This window comes from Mesorhizobium sp. M7D.F.Ca.US.005.01.1.1 (genome assembly GCF_003952545.1).
GTDB classification, from domain to species: domain Bacteria; phylum Pseudomonadota; class Alphaproteobacteria; order Rhizobiales; family Rhizobiaceae; genus Mesorhizobium; species Mesorhizobium loti.
Window position 1 is genome coordinate 412,522 of the sequence record NZ_CP034453.1, and the last position, 20,293, is coordinate 432,814.

The 20,293-nt window shown below is 58.4% G+C and carries 15 protein-coding genes and 3 pseudogenes; 4 read left to right on the forward strand and 14 right to left on the reverse strand.

From position 1 onward, the window contains the following. Positions 1–38: 38 nt before the first annotated feature. The 8 genes and pseudogenes from nifK to queC form a co-directional block, all read right to left on the reverse strand. Entirely contained in the window at positions 39–1,580 is a 1,542-nt protein-coding gene (gene nifK / locus EJ076_RS01905; protein ID WP_024505263.1) for a nitrogenase molybdenum-iron protein subunit beta, read from the reverse strand. Between the two features lie 129 nt (positions 1,581–1,709). Continuing rightward, on the reverse strand, positions 1,710–3,212 hold the full coding sequence (gene nifD, locus EJ076_RS01910) for a nitrogenase molybdenum-iron protein alpha chain (protein ID WP_024505262.1): 1,503 nt from the start codon (positions 3,210–3,212) through the stop codon (positions 1,710–1,712). An 87-nt stretch (positions 3,213–3,299) separates the two neighbouring features. Then, entirely contained in the window at positions 3,300–4,193 is an 894-nt protein-coding gene (gene nifH / locus EJ076_RS01915) for a nitrogenase iron protein (protein WP_024505261.1), read from the reverse strand. A 1,097-nt stretch (positions 4,194–5,290) separates the two neighbouring features. After that, a pseudogene (locus EJ076_RS35620) lies at positions 5,291–5,487 on the reverse strand (7-carboxy-7-deazaguanine synthase QueE); the annotation flags it as partial. A 160-nt stretch (positions 5,488–5,647) separates the two neighbouring features. Beyond that, entirely contained in the window at positions 5,648–6,400 is a 753-nt protein-coding gene (locus EJ076_RS01930; protein WP_063169372.1) for a carbonic anhydrase, read from the reverse strand. 770 nt (positions 6,401–7,170) lie between these two features. After that, a complete protein-coding gene (gene queE / locus EJ076_RS01935) occupies positions 7,171–7,896 on the reverse strand; it encodes a 7-carboxy-7-deazaguanine synthase QueE (protein ID WP_164548811.1) in 726 nt (241 codons plus the stop codon). A 5-nt stretch (positions 7,897–7,901) separates the two neighbouring features. Then, positions 7,902–8,258, reverse strand: coding sequence for a 6-carboxytetrahydropterin synthase QueD (gene queD, locus EJ076_RS01940; protein ID WP_063169374.1), 357 nt, complete (start codon positions 8,256–8,258; stop codon positions 7,902–7,904). Next, positions 8,258–8,956 (reverse strand): 7-cyano-7-deazaguanine synthase QueC, encoded by a 699-nt coding sequence (gene queC, locus EJ076_RS01945; RefSeq protein WP_063170389.1) that lies wholly within the window; start codon positions 8,954–8,956, stop codon positions 8,258–8,260. The genes queD and queC overlap by 1 nt, the downstream gene beginning before the upstream one ends. Positions 8,957–9,325: 369 nt before the next feature. Between queC and EJ076_RS01950 the strand changes: the two are divergent. Then, positions 9,326–9,467, forward strand: a pseudogene (locus tag EJ076_RS01950) (transposase); the annotation flags it as partial. On the opposite strand, the pseudogene EJ076_RS01955 reads toward EJ076_RS01950, so the two are convergent. From EJ076_RS01955 to hisC, 3 genes and pseudogenes are all read right to left on the reverse strand, one after another. After that, positions 9,462–10,664, reverse strand: a pseudogene (locus EJ076_RS01955) (IS3 family transposase). The pseudogenes EJ076_RS01950 and EJ076_RS01955 sit on opposite strands and share 6 nt — an antisense overlap. A gap of 254 nt (positions 10,665–10,918) precedes the next feature. After that, positions 10,919–11,953 (reverse strand): LLM class flavin-dependent oxidoreductase, encoded by a 1,035-nt coding sequence (locus tag EJ076_RS01960; protein WP_063169375.1) that lies wholly within the window; start codon positions 11,951–11,953, stop codon positions 10,919–10,921. A gap of 71 nt (positions 11,954–12,024) precedes the next feature. Further along, the gene (gene hisC / locus EJ076_RS01965; protein ID WP_063169376.1) at positions 12,025–13,155 is read right to left on the reverse strand and encodes a histidinol-phosphate transaminase; all 1,131 of its coding nucleotides are present in this window, start codon (positions 13,153–13,155) and stop codon (positions 12,025–12,027) included. 796 nt (positions 13,156–13,951) lie between these two features. Between hisC and EJ076_RS01970 the strand changes: the two genes are divergently transcribed. Beyond that, positions 13,952–14,905 (forward strand): IS481 family transposase, encoded by a 954-nt coding sequence (locus EJ076_RS01970; protein WP_063169377.1) that lies wholly within the window; start codon positions 13,952–13,954, stop codon positions 14,903–14,905. Between the two features lie 161 nt (positions 14,906–15,066). Here the strand turns inward: EJ076_RS01970 and EJ076_RS01975 are convergent, their stop codons facing one another. After that, the gene (locus tag EJ076_RS01975; protein ID WP_199489650.1) at positions 15,067–15,339 is read right to left on the reverse strand and encodes a hypothetical protein; all 273 of its coding nucleotides are present in this window, start codon (positions 15,337–15,339) and stop codon (positions 15,067–15,069) included. Positions 15,340–16,512: 1,173 nt separating this feature from the next. Here EJ076_RS01975 and EJ076_RS01980 point away from each other — a divergent pair. After that, positions 16,513–17,046: a peroxiredoxin gene (locus EJ076_RS01980; protein WP_063169380.1), complete on the forward strand. Its 534-nt coding sequence runs from the start codon at positions 16,513–16,515 to the stop codon at positions 17,044–17,046. Between the two features lie 68 nt (positions 17,047–17,114). Continuing rightward, a complete protein-coding gene (gene rpoN, locus EJ076_RS01985; RefSeq protein WP_063169381.1) occupies positions 17,115–18,548 on the forward strand; it encodes an RNA polymerase factor sigma-54 in 1,434 nt (477 codons plus the stop codon). Here the strand turns inward: rpoN and EJ076_RS01990 are convergent. Together EJ076_RS01990 and EJ076_RS01995 are read right to left on the reverse strand one after the other, a co-directional pair. Next, positions 18,545–19,171 carry a nitrogen fixation protein NifQ gene (locus tag EJ076_RS01990; protein WP_063169382.1) on the reverse strand — a complete coding sequence of 209 codons (627 nt, stop codon included), beginning with the start codon at positions 19,169–19,171 and terminating at the stop codon, positions 18,545–18,547. The genes rpoN and EJ076_RS01990 overlap by 4 nt on opposite strands. Continuing rightward, complete coding sequence (locus EJ076_RS01995) at positions 19,158–20,210, reverse strand: LLM class flavin-dependent oxidoreductase (protein WP_063169383.1); 1,053 nt, start codon at positions 20,208–20,210, stop codon at positions 19,158–19,160. Before EJ076_RS01995 ends, EJ076_RS01990 begins: the two co-directional genes overlap by 14 nt. Positions 20,211–20,293: the final 83 nt, after the last annotated feature.

A 20,293-nucleotide genomic window follows, 5' to 3' on the forward strand; every position in this document is an offset into this window, starting at 1 on the left:
GGCAAGGAATGGCCTCGGCGAAAAGCCGGCCACGGCTCTTAGCGCGTGAGGTCATAGGAATAATCCGTCACACCCGTCTCGCTCGTCTCGCGATCGAGTTTGTCGAAGATCTTGTCGAGGATCGTCGTCAGCACGCGCAACGCGCCCTGGTAGCCAAAGAGCGCAAAGCGGTGATGATGGTGCCGATCGAAGATCGGAAACATCAGCCGGATCAGCGGCGTTCCGGTGTCGCGCTCCAGGTACTTGCCGTAGGAATTGCCGATCAAAAGGTCCACCGGCTCGGTAAAGAGCAGCGAGCGCAGCGCCCACAGGTCCTTGCCCGCCCAAACCTGGGCAGCCTTGCCGAAAGGCGAGGATGCTAGCAGCTTCTTCAAATCGGCTTCCCATGCCGAGGTGCCATTGGTGGCGAGGCAATGGGTTGGCTCGCCGCCGGTCTCCATGACAAAGCGGGCCATTGCGTGAACGAAGTCGGGATCACCGTAGATGGCGTATTTCTTACCATGCAGCCAGGATTGGCTGTCCGCCATGGCGTCTACCAGTCGGCCGCGCTCGAGGCGAATTGCCTCGGGAATCTCCTTGCCGGAAATCGCCGCGACCTCCATCAGGAATTCGTCCGTCGCCTGAACGCCGAGCGGATAGTGGAACGAGGCCGTCGCCTGCCCGACCTCCTCGCAATAGCCCAGTGTCTTTCGGGTGTTGTGATGCTGCAGCGAAAGCGTTGCCTCGGCGTTGAGGGCCTTCTTCACCTCGTTGATCTTCGTGCCCCCGTCATACATGCGGTATTCACCGTCCGAAGGCGTATCGAACTGGTCAGAGGCATCCTGGATCAATGTATAGGACACGCCCATTACATCGAGCAGGCGCTTGAGCTCCCGGTTGTTGCCGACGCAGAAGCCGTCGAAGCCCGGAATGATGTTGATGGTTCCTTCGATTTGCGTACGCTCCTGACCTTTCCAGAAGTGCTCCAAAATGCCTTTGACCATGTTGTCATAGCCGTCGACATGACTGCCAACGAAGGCCGGGGTGTGGGCAAAGGGCACGTCGAAGTCGCGCGGGACTGAATCTTCGTCCTTGGCGTTCTGGATGAAGCTGTGCAGGTCGTCGCCAATGACCTCTGCCATACAGGTCGTCGACACGGCAATCATCTTGGGGTCGTAGAGCTGGTAGGTGTTGGCGAGCCCGTCGACCATGTTCTTCAGGCCGCCAAACACCGCCGCATCCTCGGTCATTGAGGAGGAGACCGCCGCGGCAGGCTCCTTGAAATGGCGCGACAGGTGCGAGCGGTAATAGGCGACGCAACCTTGGCTGCCGTGGACGAAGGACATGGTTCGCTCGAAGCCGGCGGCAGCGAATACCGCACCCAGCGGCTGGCAGGCCTTGGCCGGGTTCACGACAAGCGCTTTGCGGGCGAGGTTCTTTTCGCGGTATTCCCACGTCTGGGTGAAATCGCGCTGATCGGAAACGATTTCATCGGGGTGCGGACATTCGAAGTTTAGCTTCTTCTCAGCGAGCATCTTTCTGTATTCCGGCTCGCGGAACAGGGGAGCGTGATCGAGAATTTTTTCAGCCGACTGCGGCATGATGATTACCTCTTTTGCATCTGGCTGCGCGGGACGGCAGCTCAGGACGTCAAGACGTTCCAGGCTCCGGCGGATCAGAGGCCGCGGGAGTTCACCGTCTCAGTGGGAGACTGGGGCTGAAGCAAATGTTTATTCGGCAGCCATCGCCCGCTCATCGCCCCGGCTTCTTTTCCAAGGCGCGTGGAATAGGTCCCAGACCGGGTTGTTAATGGCGAGATCCACATCACGTGCGAAAATGGCAAAGCCGTCGTAGCCGTGATACGGGCCTGAATAATCCCAGGAATGCATCTGGCGGAACGGTATGCCCATCTTCTGCACCGGGTATTTTTCTTTGATTCCCGAGCCGACCAGATTTGGGCGAATCCCTTCGATGAATTTCTCCAACTCATAGCCGGTCACGTCATCGTAGATCAGCGTGCCGTTCTTCACGTAGTGGCCGGTGCGCTGATAGTCGTCGCTGTGGGCGAATTCATAGCCGGTGCCCACGATGACCATGCCGAGGTCCTCGTAGGCCGTGACGACGTGGCGGGGGCGCAGGCCGCCGACATAGAGCATCACGGTATTTCCTTCCAGGCGCGACAGGTACTTGGCGATGACCGCATCAACAAGCGGCCTGTACTTGGCAATGACCTTTTCGGTCTTCTCCTCGATTTCCGGCCCAAAATGCTTGGCTATGTTGCGCAGAGAGGCTTCGATCTGGGAGGGACCGAAGAAATTGTACTCCATCCAGGCGACGCCATACTTTTCCTCCATATGCCGACAGATGTAATTCATCGACCGGTAGCAGTGGATAAGATTGAGCTTAGCCTTCGGGGCGCGCTCGATCTCTGCGAGTGTGGCGTCACCCGACCAGTTGCCAACCACGCGCAGCCCTATCTCCTCAAGCAGTATGCGCGAGGCCCAGGCATCGCCGCCGATATTGTAGTCGCCGATGACGTTGACGTCGTAGGGGCCGGCCTCGAACTTGACATCCTTTTTGTCGAAGACCCAATCCCGGATTGCATCATTGGCGATGTGGTGGCCAAGCGACTGCGAGACGCCGCGGAAGCCCTCGCAGCGTACCGGCACGATCGTCTTGTCATACTCCTTGGTCTTTTTGCGAGAAACGGCCTCGGTGTCATCGCCAATCAGGCCGATAGGGCATTCGGACTGCACGGTGATGCCGTTGTTGAGCGGAAACAAGACTTCAATCTCGTCAATGATCTGTTCCAGCTTCTTGTCGCCGCCGAAGACGATGTCCTTCTCCTGGAAATCGGAGGTGAACTGCATTGTCCCGAACGTGTCGACGCCCGTTGTACCGACGTAGTAGTTGCGGCGCTGCGACCAAGAATATTGGCCGCAGCCGACCGGGCCGTGCGAGATATGGACCATATCCTTGACTGGCCCCCACACCACGCCTTTCGAACCAGCATATGCACAGCCGCGAATCGTCATCACCCCGGGAATGGACTTGATGTTCGATTTGACGTCGCATTCGGAAAGGACCTCGCTTTCCCCGCCAGCCTCGTTGCCGCTCTTTGCGACGTTGAGGTGCTTCTTGCGGCGCTTCGCCGCCTTGTCGGGATAATGCGACAGCACCTCTTCGATAAGCTTCGCATGAAGAGCACCGTCATTCTCGTATTCCCGGCTCATGAGTCCCCCTTTCAAGGTTGGGTGACGCCTCAAAGAATAGGCGCCGTTCTCTGCAAGGCGCGCCGATTCATGGCAGCGCTAATGTCACTACTGGGCCGCCGCCTTCGCCGCTTCCTTGGAGTGAAGCTCGGCAAGCATCTGCTCGTCGGTCTTCATGATGCCGAAGTCGAGCAGCATCTCCTCCAGCTCCTCCATGGTGATCGGCGTCGGGATCGTACCCTGGCCCGAATTGGCGTGGATCTTCTCGGCCAGAGCGCGGTATTCCCCTGCCTGCTTTGAGTCCGGCGCGTACTGGATCACCGACATCTTCCTGAGTTCGGCATGTTGGACGATGTTGTCGCGGGGCACGAAGTGGATGAGCTTGGAATTCAATCGGCCAGCCAGTGCTTCGGCCAGATCGAGTTCGCGGTCGGTTTGACGTTCATTGCAGATCAGCCCGCCCAGCCGCACACCGCCCGAATGGGCATATTTGAGGATGCCCTTGGCGATGTTGTTGGCGGCATAGAGCGCCATCATCTCGCCGGACATGACGATATAGATCTCCTGGGCCTTGCCTTCGCGGATCGGCATGGCGAAGCCGCCGCATACCACGTCGCCGAGGACGTCATAGGAGACATAATCGACATCGTCATAAGCGCCATTCTCCTCGAGGAAATTGATCGAGGTGATGACGCCGCGGCCGGCGCAACCGACACCCGGCTCGGGGCCGCCGGACTCCACGCACTTGATGCCTCTGTAGCCCACCTTGAGCACGTCCTGGAGTTCGAGGTCTTCCACCGAGCCTTCCTGTGCGGCGAGATCCAGGACGGTATCCTGAGCTTTCGAATTCAGGATCAAGCGTGTGGAATCGGCTTTGGGGTCGCATCCTACGATGAGGATTCTCTGCCCGAGGTCGACAAGGGCAGCGAGCGTATTTTGGGACGTGGTGGACTTGCCGATGCCGCCTTTTCCGTAAAAGGCGATCTGACGCAGACCTGACATAATAGCTTTCCTTCCTTCGTTCTAATTATCGCGACTGCCCGCGACACAAGTGCCGATAGGCAGCTCGTGCCGCCTCACACCAAGCATCGCAAAAAGCGTACCAGCGTGATCGGCCGATCCCAGAAGAAACTTTGTCATTAAATTCCAGCCGCTTAGACGGCGGCAAAACGCGCGAACGGGCCTTTCAGGCGTCTGTCACGGACACGACAAAGCCGACACAGATTGTCGTGCGCCATCCAAACCGCCGTGTGTCGAGCTCGAAGCGGGAGAATGGGGAAGTTAGCCCAAAGCTGATGGCGAGACCATCGGAAGACATCGGCTCTTGTCTTTCCAGCCTGCCATTGATCGGGCGGTCGCTGGATGAGCAGGAGCCTGGGGCTTGACCGCGGCGCGGGTAGTTCAGGCAGGCTTACAGAGCGGGAACGCCGGCGGCCGATAGACATCCGCGCTTAACCTTTCATAGCCCGTCTACAAGTTGGTTCCGCCGACGCGCTATATGGAAGCCAAATAATTCAGTAGCTTAGCCGAGAGCATTGATTTTTTCAGAAAGATACGTGTTATACGCGTATGAACCGCCGAACCCATGGTCGGCGCCCTCATGCGCGTGAGACCCCGTTGTGGGCGAGGCTCGCGACTGGCTGCACGATCCTAGCCGGCCTGCTTGCCATTGAGTTTGGTCCCGCCGCGGTAGGCTGCGGCATCAAGGGCAACATCAGCTACAACACTGGCAAGAAGATTATCACGTTCTTGGACAGGAATCTTACTGGGAGACACGCATCAACCTATTGAAGGGCGAGCGGTGGTTTTGTTCAGAGGAAGCTGCACGAAAGGCGGGCGGGCGGGCTTCGAGAGGTTAGTGTCGCGGCAGCTTGCAGATCTGCCCACGGGGCCGCCACGATCGCAAAGTGTGTACAAAAGCGCCCTCTCTGCCGAACTGAACAGTGCTCACGGCCATAGCCTCGGATGAGCCCGACTGGCTTGACCTCTGCATGATGAGAGCAGCTTTTACACCAGGTGCGCAGCACATGTCTTTAACGAACGCATCGTCTTCAAGAATATAGAGAGCAATTCGGAAAACCGAGTAGTTGGCGGCGAAGCTAGGAGAAGGTATACACTACCCTCTTGTTACCCCAGAGTAGAACGTGCAGCTGCGGCAAGACGCGGGCTTCGAACCACCTGTCGCTGGTCACCTTTTCTACCAGCGGTTCCATGCGCATCATATTCCGTCGGACTCGACAGAGACGTCTTCATTACCACGGCGGGGCGGCGTGTGATTGCCGGGTTGCAGACAAACCTCGCCGCGACGTATTTGGGACGAGTGGTGTCGGCACCGAATCCCTATCATTTAGACTAGCCAGCTTGGGGAGCGCCGTCAGACCGCCAGACCGGAAGAGGAGGCTTCGCGCCAACTTGTGCCAAGAATGTTGGACCGTGCGGAACCGCTGGGGCGGCGCTCAACTCTGGCGCAGGATGAAGCGTCGATTGGGTGAATGAATAGGGCGCGCGTTCGACGGGTAGAGTGAGGCAAATCGCTGGATGTCTGCCGGATCAACGTCAACCGGTTCCATCGCCACCATCCACTCGACGTTTTCGGTGCACGGCGGCGTCGTCAGTGAGCCCTCATAAGTCCAATAGCCAAGCGAGGCTGGCAGAAGCCAGTTGGGATTCACCTCGTCGATCGTCACCTCCCCATTCGGCAGTTCGGGAAAGGCCGCAGCAAGGGCAGCAAAGCTGGCATTTGTCGCGCCGGGCGTTAAAAAGACGCCCAGCACGCCCAGAGTACCACTTTGCGTGTCCTTGTGAACGAAATGCACCTCCATCGGGAAGCTCTTGCCCGCCACGTGATGTTCGCTTGGCGCATGGAAATGGAACTGTACCAGTTCGTAGACACGATCGCCGCGGGTCAGCGTGCTGCCTTGTGGCATATTGATTTGAATGGTGTGGCCGTTGTTCACCATATTGCCGCCGCCCTTGTGCCAGCCGATGGCGATATGCGGGATATCCGCCTTGACCGCGCTGTTGATATTGATCGGCGATTGCTGCGTGCCGGCAGAGCATACGAAATTTTCCTTATCCAGATCAGCCCAGTGCTCCGGTCCGACCGGACCGGTGTACCCCCAATGGGCACTGGTCGCTTGGGCGGCTTGAACGCAAATCCGGCATGCGCCGAGCGCAACCAACCCTTTGATCAGGTGACGACGATACATATTACTTTTGCTCCTCTTGCGAACTGATGTTGGTGGCTGCCCTAATGGACGCGTGATGGCCAATCGGCGCGGCCAGTATTGTCCTTTGCAACTGATAGATGCCCGCACGCCTTGGCGTGCTTTCATAAGTGCGGCTGCCGTTTCTCGGCTGGCCGGCTTCTGCAGCCCGCAACGGGGGCAGTTTCAACCAGCTAAACGATAAAAAATTTTAGCAGACCAGCGCTTGACCCCCGCCGCAAAGGCACAGGCGAAGGTGATCACTGCGCGGCTGCCGTTCGCGCCGGAGGCCGCATCGCTATACTTTACACTCGCTGCCCAAGGAGACGCAGGCGACCCCAATACGTTTTCATCGCTACTCCCGACGCAGCCGACCCACGCCACGAAAACGTTGCTATATTTCACGTTGGGCCAATGAGGAAATCGATCTTCTTTATGGAAGGCATTTGCGCAATGGATGCATTCCCATGCTGACAGTCGTGCGTCAGGCCGGACAATGAGATACATCGATAAGAGCTGGACAAGGATGAGGGGATGACGTGCTTGCGACGGAGCAGGTGGGGCGAGAAGGCCAGTTCTTGCGGATTTCAACTTTGCGTGACGACAGCTCATCGGAGTCAAGGTGACACACGCCGGCAGCGGGGTGTCCGGGCGGTTTCCAGCCGCACAATCGCGAGACCGCTGACGCGAACAAAGCTCGGCTGTACTCGGCACGCGAAGAGAGCCTGCCAAGCCGTTGGAGCCCGGCCTTCCGGTGCGACGCAAGCCACAGACTAGACCGCCCTCTTGTTACCCCAAAGCAGAACGTGCAGCTGCGGCAACACGCGGGCTTCGAACCACCTGTCGCTAGTCACCCTTTCGACAAGCCATTCCATTCGCATCATTATTCCGTCCAAGTCGACAGAGGCGTCTTCACTGCCAGGGAGCGGCGGCGTGTGATTGCCGGGTTGCAGATAGATCGGAAGGTGCGGATATCTCGCCGCGACTTCTTTGGCGTAGGCATAGTCACTCTCGTCGAAAACGACGAGCTTGAGCACGATTTGCGGCTTCTCTTGCGCCGCTTCGAGGCATGCATCAAACGCAGCCCAACGGGTCGTCATCTCGCTGGACGGCGGCTTTGGGCTAAGGGTCAGCACGTCAAGATCCGCAAACCACTCCCTCACCACGGAACCCTGCGTTTCCAGTGCAAAACGATAGCCCTCGCGATGGCCTCGTTCTATGAGGGGACCGAACGGCTGAATGGCCGGGTTGCCGCCTGACAAGGAGACCATAACCGGCCTGCCGCCGGAAAGCGCATGGACGGTTTGCCACACGGCATCGATCGGCATCGGTAGCCATTCATGGCGATACTGATTGTCCACCGCGTGAAGGCTGTCGCACCATGAACAGCGATAATCACATCCGCCGGTTCTGATGAACACCGTCGGCAAGCCGATGAGCACGCCCTCGCCCTGGATAGTCGGCCCGAATATCTCGCTCACACGGATTGCGGGATGCATGTCGGTCACGGACGGTATTCCGCCCAAGTTTTCGGTGTTTCGCTAACGCGCACGGCCGCGGTCTGCGGCAGACGTGCCTTGCACCATTCATAGAAATGTCTGGCCAGGCATTCCGCCGTGACCTTCTCATGTCCCAGCACGTCGTTGAGGTGCCGATGGTCGAAGCTCTCGTCAATGTAGCGTTTGAGCGGCGCCAGATCGTGATAGTCGCGCACGAAGCCGTGGGCGTCCAGTTCCTTGGCCGACAGCTCCACTACGACGACATAGTTATGCCCGTGCAGGCGCGCGCATTGATGGTTGGGAGGCAAGGAGGTGAGCTGATGCGAGGCCGAGAAGTGGAATTCCTTGCTGATGTGGAACATTACGCGCGCCTCCTGCGCAGCGCCTCAAGCCAGAAATCGGCGTCCTCGTAGTCGGTGGGATCAGCGTGCCCGGCGAGATGGAACGCTTCGCGCCGCTCGACGCAGGTCCCGCATCGTCCGCAGTGACGCACGCCGCCCTTGTAACAGGACCAGGTCTCAGCAAACGGGGTGCCGTATCTTGCGCCATCCGCAACAATGTCAGCTTTTCCGAGATTCACATACGGTGCATAGAGGCGTATCTGCGCATAGCCGTCGAGCGCGCGGTCTTGCATTGTCTGGAAAGCTTCAATGAAGGCCGGACGGCAATCGGGATAGATGAAATGGTCCCCACCATGCACGGCCGCCGCCACCGCTTCGGCGCTGTGGGCGGCGGCGAGACCGAAGGCGATTGCCAACATGATGGCATTGCGGTTCGGCACCACCGTAATCTTCATCGTGTCTTCGGCGTAGTGGCCGTCCGGCACGTCGATACTGCTAGTCAGCGCTGAGCCGGAAAGGCCACGGCCAATTTCGCCGATGTCGATGATCTGGTGCGGGACCTTCAGTCGCTGCGCGCAAAGAGCGGCGAAGCCCAATTCCTTCCTGTGCCGTTGGCCATAGTCGAAAGATAGAAGGCCGGTGAGTTCGTGCTCCGCTGCCACCATGTGAGCAAGGGAAACGGAGTCCAATCCGCCAGAGCAGACGGCGAGAGTCTTCATCATTGGTATCCTTGTTTTGACCGGGTAAGGCTGCGACCGGAGATTTCTCTGCGCCCCCACTACTCCAGCGACTCAGTTTTGTGAACCGGGAGAATTTGCGCTCAGCCCGATTGGAACGGGAGTGCGTCGCGTCCAACACGCGTGATCAATAAAAGTTGAGCGCTTCAGCAGTTTGTTTCGCATCGCGCCAACTTTCGCAACCTGCTGTCCGATCGTCGACTTCGAGACAAGGTGATGTTCGGCCGACATCGGCTGACTCTTAATTAAGCCGCAGAACACATGTTGGCTTTCTGGCCTTCGCTTGTGCGGTTGGCGAGGGCGACATGGATGCCAGCAAATTTGACATTGGCGACATCCGCCTGGAGAACCCTGCGCGGCGCGATTGAGGCCGCAGGCGAGCCTGCTCTAACTGCCGCCCTACAGTCCCGACTTCAATCCGATTGAGAACGCCTTCGCCCAACCTAAGGCGCTGCTGCGAGCAAAGGCCGAGATAACCATCAAGGCTCTATGGGACTGACGTTGCCCCAGCAGTTTTGAGTTCGTTTCCGGCGTGGGTTGTGCCCTGCTGGGCGGGTGAAGCGACGGGCGCTGGCGCGGAGCCTTTGGCATAGCGCAGCGCGAGCGACCGTCGCGGATTGAAGGTGCTGGCGAACTTGGCCGGGGTCTGCCAGGGGGGAGTGCGGCCGCGCGGTGTTGTAGTCGGCGTGCCACAGGGCGATGGCTACGCGCGCCTGAGCCAGCGAGGTGAACAGCGTCTCGTTGAGCAGTTCATCGCGCAGTCGGCCGTTGAAGCTCTCGATGAAGCCATTCTGCATCGGCTTGCCGGGCGCAATGTAATGCCATTCGACGCGGTTCTGATCCGCCCAGGAGAGGATGGCGTTCGAGGTGAACTCGCTGCCATTGTCGCTGACGATCATCCTGGGCCGGCCCCGCTCGGTGATGAGCCGTCCAATTCGCGGGCAACCCGCATGCCCGAGAGAGACGTATCAACGATGAGTGCGAGGCACTCTCTCGTGCAGTCGTCGACGACGGCCAGGATGCGGAAGCGGCGCCCGTCGGTGAGCTGGTCCGATACGAAGTCGAGCGACCAGCGCTCGTCGGGCCTCAGCGGCACCAGCATCGGCGCCCTGGTCCCGATCGCCCGCTTGCGGCCGCCACGGCGGCGACGGCGAGCTTCTCCTCCCGATAGAGCCGGAACAGCTTCTTGTGGTTCACGACCAGGCCCTCCCGCCTCAGCATCACGAGAAGACGCCGGTAGCCGAACCGGCGACGCTCCTGCGCGATCGGCCTTCATCCGCTCGCGAACCTCGCGGTCGTCCGGCCTGCTGGTCTGGTAGCGAACCGTCATGCGGCAACAGCCGATGGCTTTACACGCCCGCCGTTCGCTCATCCCGAAGCCTTCCTTCAGGCGAGCGACAGCTTTCCGCTTGGCGGCGGGCGTCACCATTTCTTTCCCACAAGGTCCTTCAACGCGGCATTGTCGAGCATGGCGTCGGCCAAAAGCCGCTTCAGGCGCGTGTTCTCGTCCTCCAGCGCCTTCAGGTCGCCGAGCCTCGGTGACATCCATCCCGCCGAAGCGGGCCTTCCAATTGTAGATCGAGGCGTCGCTGACCCCGTGCTTGCGGCACAGATCGCCAACCGATACCCCGGCCTCGTGTTTCTTCAAAATTCCGATGATCTGCTCTTCAGAGAAGCGGCTGCGTTTCATGTCCTGGTCCTCTGGATGGGCCAGAACGAACTTCAAACCGGATTAGATCAGAGGGGCAAGGTCAGGACGCCTCGGCGCGGTCGTCGACCTCTTCACCCCAGCCGAATGTGCCAACTACTTCAAAGCCGCAGGATATGACCTGGATCAGATAGGACGTGCTCCAATGGTTTACACCTGACACAGGAGTCCGGCCCCCACAACCGTTTCGCAATGAGGAGCAGCGCTGCCGCTGCTCCTCCAATCACACGACGGATTCACGATGCGGCAACTCGAGCCATGATTTCGGATCCAATGGCCGATGCGGTGTATAGTGAGGCATCCAGCGGCAAATCCCCAAATGCCAGTTGACACAGAAGATAATTAGCACCTGCCTCTTCCAGCTGATCAAGGAGAGCTTTTCGGACAGAATCTGCCGTTCCCACGACGCACAATTCACTTTCAATTGCTGCATCGAAGTTCAAAGGCAAGTTTGGTGGAGTGGAAATGGCATTTAGTTCGTATAGAAATTTGAAGCTATTGAGCCATCGTTCATAGGCAGGTGCTGCGAGCAAATACGCATCTGTTTCAGAACGCCCTATCACCACCATTCGGAGCAATCCAAGAAATGGCGCTTGCTGGCCAATGTCAGCATCGTGAATTCGGGCGGCGCGGAACGCGTCGGTAACGCTGCGAACAGAAGTGGAAGGTCCGACGCAGGCGATGTTTGCCCCATTCGCAGCGGCCCAGCTAGCCGGCTCGGGTCGATTGGTGGCGATCCATGTCGGCGGACGGGGATATTGGTGAGGTCTCAACGTCAGCGGAACATCTTTCAACTCAAAGTGGCGGCCCTGATAAGAAAGCGTCCCGCCTTTCATCGCATTGATGAGAATCTCACTGGCCTCCGCATACTGTTCTGGTGCTGCTTCTACAGCAACCCCGAAGTATCCCAATTCAGTGGGAGCAGAGCCGCGCCCTATGCCGAGTTCAAGCCTGCCGCCGCTCAACTGATCAAGCATGCAGATCTCCTCGAAGGCACGCAGCGGATGATAGAGCGCAAGTAGCATTACCATGGGACCAACACGAAGACTGCGGGTTCGCTGGGCGACGCTCGCTAAGAACAAATTCGGTGATGGACCTCTGCCATGCGGCGTACAGTGGTGCTCGGCGAGATGATACGCATAAAAGCCATAGCCATCGCACGCTTCTGCTAGGCTCAGCCGATCTGCATATTGTTGTGCGATGTCATCGCCGTTTTCGTCCAGATGATCGAAGATGCCGAAGGTCAGGCCCGAAGCGGAAATTTTCTTCAATTAATTGTTCTCCAAATTACCTATATTTATTCGCTAATCATCATAGCTCACGACATATCATTACTTGATGCTTAATGTGAATCGACTTCATGCTTGTGAGCACCGCGATCCTTCTTAAAGTTCATACAGACGCGTTCGGCGGCAGCAAGGAATTTGTCCATCTGCTCTGTGGTGCCAATGCTGACGCGAATACAGTTCTTCAAATCTACGTCAGGAAAGCTGGCGATGAGGATCGCCTGCTCTTTCAACGCGGCTTGCCAGCATGAGCCCTCCTGTCCCGCCGGCACACGGGCCAGCAAAAAGTTTGCGTGGGAGGGTGTTACGGAAAAGCCAAGTTGCAACAGCGCCAGGGTCACTCGCTGTCGTTCATGCTTGATGTGCCTGTGGTTCTCTTCGTAGGCGTGGCGATGCGCAAGAATGCTTTTCCCGACCGCCTGCCCGATCACGTTCATGTTGAAGACATTCTGGATGTTGCGCAGCCTGCCAATGATTTCTGGGTGACCGAAACCGAAGCCGACTCGCACGCCAGCGGCAGCATAGCTCTTTGAAAAAGTCCTCAAGATCAAAAGATTCGGATGTCTATTGACGAGGCGCAGGGCATTGTCGGGTGCGAAGTCAACGTAGGCCTCATCCAAGACGACCAAGCGATCTGCTTGCTCCACAAGGCGTTCGATTTCGGCCACCGGCACGAATGTTCCGGTCGGATTGTTCGGATTAGCCAACAGAATGAACTTCGCGTCTTTTGCGGGGCCGGACAGCAGTTTTTCTATCGGCAGGGGATGAGCTTCGCTCGATGCGATTTCGAGAAACTCGGCACCCTGCAACATGGCAAGTTTACGGTTGAACGAAAATCCGGGCGACAGCATTGCCACTCTATCTCCTGGGGCGAGGAAAGCTCTGTAGATGAGTCCGAGCAGCTCCGACGAACCGTTGCCGGCAATCACCTGATCTTTGGAAAATCCGTAAGCATCGGAGGCAGCTGCCCTTAAGCTGAGATTGTCGTCTTCCGGATAAAGATACTGGTGTTCGATCGCAGCAATTGCACTTTGCATTACGCTCTTCGGCAACGGAAACGGGTTCTCGTTCGTATTTAGCTTAACGCAGTTTGCATCCGTCGCTGGTCCGTTGGACGAGAGAGCATCTAATTTGCTGGCCACCGGCGAAAAAAGCGAAAGCACGGTCTTCAGTTTTGCATCGCACATGTTCTTCTCCGTTTTTCAGTCCCGCAGGGCATGTGACATGAGGCAATCGTTGATCGTGACTTGATCGACGTTCGGCTATATCAGCGCTGCCTTCCCACCCTGGTGGGGATCGCCGACCACGGTTTGGATTTGACACCGGGAAGCTGTCGAGAACCTGATGACGACCCAACGTTTGGCCGACGGCCGATTCGGCGCAACAGACGGTGTTTCAACATCGCATCGTCCTCAAAGCCGCATGCAGGGCCTGCACGACAGCCCGTCTCCAGCGCCCGCAGATAGGTGGAAGCCGAAGTCTTGCCGAACCTCAGTTGCTCTGCCACCTTGGCCCACCGGACTGCCCTGTTTATGGGTCAGGCGCAGGATATCTCTGACGCTCGTTCGTCTTGCTTGCTTCCGTCTTGGCATGGGCTCTCTCGGTTTGCTGATGAGAGAGCCAAATACCGGCTCATCTGAGCATGAGACGCAGGCCTGACGATATGGAGCGTCGCTGGTGGCGCGCGTAGCCGAGAGGGTTCGCCTCGCTGGCGGGGCATGCAAGACGGCGCACCTCCTTAGCCATCCTGTCCCATCGTCTCAGATCGTGAGGCGCACCTTATAGTCGGTGAGGAGATCTTGCAGGGTCAGGTTACGCCCTAGCGCTTAAGGTTGTTGGTCGCACCGAGCAAGCGCGGGACCTGTCGACGGACAACAGCGGTGCCACTGCCGGCACTAGGTGTGAGCTTTCGAGAGGTTGTCCATTCGGACCGGACCGAGGAGACTGGAGTTACCACGCTTCAGCATCCATCGGAGGGTCCGAATGAACATCCACAAGAATGCCCGTCTCACACCGCTGCGTCGAGAGGAGATGGCGTTATCGGTGATAGAAGGCGCTTTTTCCAAAGCCCATGCGGCGCGCGTCTATGGCGTGTCGGCCAAGATCGTGGCGCGCTGGGTCGAGCGCTATAAGACCAAAGGGCGGGCCGGCATGGTCGACCGCTCGTCGCGGCCCACCGTCATGCCGAGCCTGACCGAACAGTCCGTGGCCGAGCGCATCGCAGCCTTGCGTCGCCAGCGGCTGACCGGCAAGCACATCGCCCATGAGGTCGGCGTCTCGCCCGCCACCGTCAGCCGGGTTCTCAAGCGTGCCGGGCTGTCGCGGCTCAGGGATATCGAGCCGGCCGAACCGGTCCGGCGCTACGAGCGGGAGCATCCCGGCGAGATGATCCATATCGACATCAAGAAGCTCGGCCGCTTCAGCCAAGTCGGCCATCGTATCACCGGCGATCCGCAAAAGGGCAAGTCGCGCGGCGCCGGCTGGGAGTTCGTCCATGTCTGCATCGACGACGCGTCCCGCATCGCCTTCTCGCAAATCCTGCCCGACGAGAAAAAGGAGTGCGCCATCGCCTTCCTCAAGGCCGCGGTCGCCTATTACGCCAGCCTCGGCGTCACGATAGCCCGCGTCATGACCGACAACGGCTCCTGCTACAGATCAAAGGCCTTCGCCAAGGCCTGCCGCGATCTCGGCCTCAAGCACGTCACGACAAGACCCTATACGCCCAAGACCAATGGCAAGGCCGAGCGCTTCATCCAGACAGCACTGCGCGAATGGGCCTACGCCATTGCCTATCCGACATCCGATCATCGTGCCGCCGAACTGCCTGTCTGGCTGCACAGATACAATTGGCATCGTCCACATGGCAGCCTAAAGTCAAAAACGCCTATCAGTCGCCTCGCCCTGATCGAGGACAACCTGTTGAAGCTCCACAACTAGGTCGTCCAGCATCACAGTGAACCGCGTACGTAGTATTTTGTCGTAGGCGGCATTCTGGATAGCCGGATACGGGCTCTTCACCCGCTGCACCACCGATTGCGGGATGATGTCGCGAGAAACATTCACGGATTTCGTGAAAAAAGTGTACCCGCCGAAGAGCCCTACTCGCGGGGGCGGTGCAGCACCACCTCGGTGTCACTGCTCGTGTTCATGCGATGGACTAGGCCGGCCAGCTGTTGACGCAGCTCGCGGTAGTTGTAAGTCTCACCCGTGTAGACGAGCACCAAGTCAGGTCGGCCATCCCCCTGGAGCATCCTCGGCTGGCGGCCGCCCTGGATATCGATGATTGCCAGGCGGTGGTGTCCCAGCGCCGCAGGCCCGCCGATCCAAGTCCCCTCGTCGTCCGGACCGTGGTTCGCTATGGTGGCCGTCATATCGGCAAGCTCCCTTCGCGCATCGGGACCTCCGAGGTCTCGATTGAAGTCGATCCATTCACAGATGCCGCACAGGTTATGTCGCCGCATTTGGGCGAAGCAGATATAAGGCCAGTGGGAAACCATCGAGGCAAAGTGACGGATCTAGCCCAGCTACGATCCGCATCCGACATTGTCGGACATCGGACAGCACCGCGATTCGCTGCATAGGAAGCCTGGAGTCGCGATTTCCCCTGGGGGAATCAGCGCATGAAAGGAGAGCTGGGTCGTGTCTGCCGAAATGAGAAATTGCTCCCCCTTATTGCATCACCGAGGAATGTTACCCAGCGCGATAGACGGACATGCCCTATCTCCCCCCGTTGCAGCTGAGGGAGATAGGGGCCAGCTCTTCATTCAACCCTCATGGAGGATGATCAGCCCAGCCATTTCCATGCGCCGGCCTTCACAAGCCGTGCACCATTCAGGTTCTTTTCCTTGAAGCGCGACGATCCTTGTCAGACGTCGCAACACTTGCTGCCGAGAGCACGAGCTCTTCCTCGAGCATGCCTTGATCTGCGCCTCGAACGGCTCGCACATGCTGGGTTTCAACGACTTCGCAGAGGTTGATATTCTGCAGTGACTTCGTCTCGCTGCTGCACGGCATTGACGCTGGGAGCCATGCTCGCGTGGCGCAATTGTGCTGAAGCCGGTGCCCACGGCAACGTTTCTTAACCCGCCCCAGATCCTGGCGTTTGGCTATTTCCGACATTCGTGTCCGGCTTCGGACAAAGGCCGGGTTTGCCGAACGGAGTCGCACCCAATTTCCAGTGCTGCTTGAGCAATAATATCGACCGGCATTACTGCACAACACGAAAGTTGCTGCAAAAACCGAAGTGAACCCAAGGCATCGGGTCAATTGGCATGGCGCTTGCGACTCGGTCGATAGAACGCAGTCAAAATCACGGTTGCAGACCATGCCTACCTCTCAAAGCTCGATAAAGCACGCGAGCAAAATTCCCCGTCTCCGCGGAAGCTCGTCGCCGTTAAACGTGCCTGCTCGGGGGCGGTCTTGCACAAGACCGGTCCGAGGCAACCACGCCAAGGCGCGAGGCTGCCGGAACTGTCGACCGAAGTCGATGCCGCTTCAGTTTAACCGAAAAATGCACCGTACCACTTTGGCCTGGAAGCAAATCAATGACCTATAGAAAGAACGTTCCTCTCGTGACCTTTCGCACGCGTGTTCGCGATGAGTCGATCGGGGGGCCAAATCCTTATCAGTGGGAGAACAAGACCTCCGACGATTATTTCGGGGGCAAGCGCATCATCCTGTTCTCGCTGCCTGGCGCCTTCACCCCGACCTGCTCGACCTTCCAACTGCCCGATTTCGAAAAACTCTATGATCAATTTCTGGAACTGCGAATTGACGCGATCTACTGCGTCTCGGTCAACGATGCTTTCGTCATGAATGCGTGGGGAAAGTCCTTGGGGCTGCAGAAGATCGAGCTGATCCCAGACGGGTCGGGCGAGTTCACGCGCAAAATGGGCATGCTGGTCGCGAAGGACAATCTGGGCTTTGGCATGCGCTCCTGGCGATACGCCGCTCTGATCGACGATGGCGTGGTGGAGCAGTGGTTCGAGGAGGAAGGCTTCTGTGACAACTGCGAGACGGACCCCTATGGCGTTTCATCCCCGCAAAACGTTCTCGACAAATTGAAGGCGGCGGCATGACCCAGAAGTGGAAAGTCTCACACAACCCAAGCACACACTAGAGCCTCCTCGGCAGATCACGGTTCAACATGCATCTCTCAGCAAGCCTGCTTCAACGCCAGAAGCAACGTATGGTCTTATCGCCTCAAGCCATTGAAGCTATTCGCTTGCTGCGATTGACGCATACTGAACTCCATCAGCTCGTGCAGCAGGCACTCGAGAAGAACCCCGTTTTGAAGCCTGACCCGTTTGACGACGATTCGCCGCTGCCAGGGGTGGATCAGCGGAGCAGTCAAAGCAGAAGCGAAATCGGCGAATCGCCCATTGGCGGGCCGTCTGGCGGGCGCGGGCAATGGAAGTCGCAACGCAGTAGCGGCAACGATCGACCTGCCGTCGAGGAGTTTACCGCCCACACCGAAACATTGCACGACCATGTCGCCCGCCAGGTCGCCCTCAACCCGTTCACCCCCCAGGAGCGGCTGATTGCCGGACAGCTCGCCGCTCATCTGGAGGACACTGGCTATCTTCAGGTAAACCTTTTCGATCTGGCCAGGACGTTAAACGTTCGGCAAGCTGATGTGGAACGGGTCATCGGAATCTTGCAGCAATTTGATCCGCCGGGCATTTTTGCGCGAACTCTCAGCGAATGCCTGGAGATTCAGCTGCGCCAGCAAGACCGGTTCGACCCGGCTATGGCAGCTTTGGTCGCCAATCTCGAGATGCTTGCACGGGGGGATTTTCAGGGATTGAAGCAGCGTTGCGGAGTCGACGAGGAGGATCTCCTCGACATGAGGAACGAAATCCGCGCGCTCGATCCCAAGCCTGGAGACCGGTTCCAGTCCGGGACGCCGGAAACCATCGTACCGGACGTCTGGGTAATGCCCAAGTCCGAAGGTGGATGGCGGGTGGAGCTTGATCCGGCCACGCTGCCCAAAGTGTTGATCAACCACACCTATGTCGCCGAAATCTCGCAGCTGACCAAGCAAAATCCGGAAGGCAAAGCGTTTCTCGACAATTGCCAGGAAAAAGGGAACTGGCTGATCAGCAGTCTCAAGCAGCGCGCTAAGACGATCCTTAAGGTTGCGACCGAAATCGTGCGCCAGCAGGATGCCTTTTTTACACACGGCGCCGCCCATCTGCGGCCTCTCTGTCTCAAAAATGTCGCTGACGAGATCGGCATGCACGAGTCGACGGTAAGCCGGGTGACTTCGAACAGGTACATGTTGACTCCGCGCGGGGTGTTCGAGCTGAAGTATTTTTTCGCTGCGCCAATCGCATCCTGCGAGGGCGGCGATGCGCACTCCGCCAAAGCTGTCTGCCATCGGATCAAGGCAATCATAGCCGAAGAATCGCTCGACAAGGTACATTCCGACGAAGACATCGTTGCTCAACTCAAGGAGACCGGCATCGATGTCGCTCGCCGTACCGTCACCAAATATCGCGAGGCGATGAACATCCCTTCCTCCATACGACGGCGCCGCGATAAGCGTTTGTCCGCAGCTGCGATCAAGCGAAGTGACTAACCGACATTCGTGGTCGGCGAGAGGCGACTCTCAACTTCCTCCGGGCCGAAGCAGCTTTCGAAGTCATGGCATTCCCCGCAACTGGGTGCTGTGCATGACGAAAAGCCTTCGGCCTCACACAGCTTGCGGTAAAAGTACTTTTTCCATTTCATGTTTTCTGTGTTGCCTGCCGCCAGCGCGGGAAAATGTCTGGCAAGCAGGCGGCTGAGCTCAGCGCGATTTGAGAGGCCAAGATCCCGCCAAAGATGGTCCATGCGCATCGCACGCCGGGCGATGATCTTGGCCAAGCGGGCGCTCGCCGGGTCGGCCGGCGCAGCATGCGCTAGCAGCAGCCGGCGTAGCAGTTCCTCTTCCAGTTCCGGCTCGGGCTCGCTCAACTCCTCCAAAGCGAATACGCTGCTGGAGGTAGACGGGAAAGTTGCGGCCAAGACATCACGCAATTCGACAGACGAAAGGCCTGTCCCCTCCGTCGCCAACACCTCGCCCGCCTGGACCTCCTCAAGCGAACGTGAATGTACGCAGGGCAGCACATGCTGATCGAAGCTCCTCCCTAGCTCGGACCCACGCCATTGCGCGCTGGATAGGCAGCCATCATCGTAACGGCCGGCTTCAGCTTCCGGCATGACAAAGCGCCTTGTTGACCGCAGGGATGATCTTGTCGCCCCAGAGCTCGATCTGGCGCAGCATCGTCTTTTGGTCGAAGTCGCCCAATTGAGTCTGAACTGCGATCTGGTCCGGTTTCAAGATATCGATCTCTTCCAGCAGGCGATCAATCACGCGATTTACGCTGCCAATCGGCAAATTTTTGCGCATGGTCTCGAAGGACAGATCCTGCTGGGTCGGTGTCTCCTGCAGCAGGTAGCCATCGTGGCTCTGTTGGCGACGCTGATGCAGGGCTTCAGAAAGCCGGCGCTGGAAGCGGGCATTGTCGAGATAGCTGTTGATCTCCAACTCGTCGTGGCTGGCATAGCAGCAGCGCAGCAGCGATATCTTGACGTCGGTGACGTTCTTTTCCTCGGATGCCGCCGCCCTCTCGACTGATTCACGCAGTGTGGTCAAAGTCTCTAAGCCGTCGTGGAAGGCTGTGACAAAAAAATTGTGCCCCTCGCGGTAGGCCCGAGCCATCCGTGCGGCTCCGCCAGCGATCCAGATAGGCGGCGTCGGCTGCTGGACTGTGCGGACCGAAATCGCTGTTGGGGGGATCTTCTCATACTGGCCGTCGTGTTCGAAGACGTTTTGGTTGAGGCCCTTGAGAATGATGTCCAGGTATTCCGAAAAGACGGCCGGCGCCTCATCGATGTCCACGCCGAACCGTTCGAACTCGAACTGCTGGTATCCCAAGCCTACGCCGAGCTCGAGACGGCCGTTCGCAACGATGTCGGCGAAGCCGATCTCGGACAGCAGGCGCTGCGGTTGGTAAAGCGGCAGCACGCAGACGGCAGTGCCCAGGCGAATCGTGCTTGTCAAGCCGCCGCAGTGCGCCACCATCATCAGCGGGGATGGTATGAGGCTGTAATTGTTGAAGTGGTGCTCAGCAAACCACGCGGTGTTGAACCCAGCCTGCTCCGAAGCGACGGCCTGTTCGATGGAGTTGCGGATGACGCTTTCTGAGGATTGGTGATAGCCACGCTGGGCGGCCAGAATGAAAGTGGCAAATTCCATGATTTCTCCTCGTTATAGACACGTCAGCCGACCGGGAATGTGCTCGGCATGCGCATGCTTGGATCTCAAGCACCTCAGGTGCG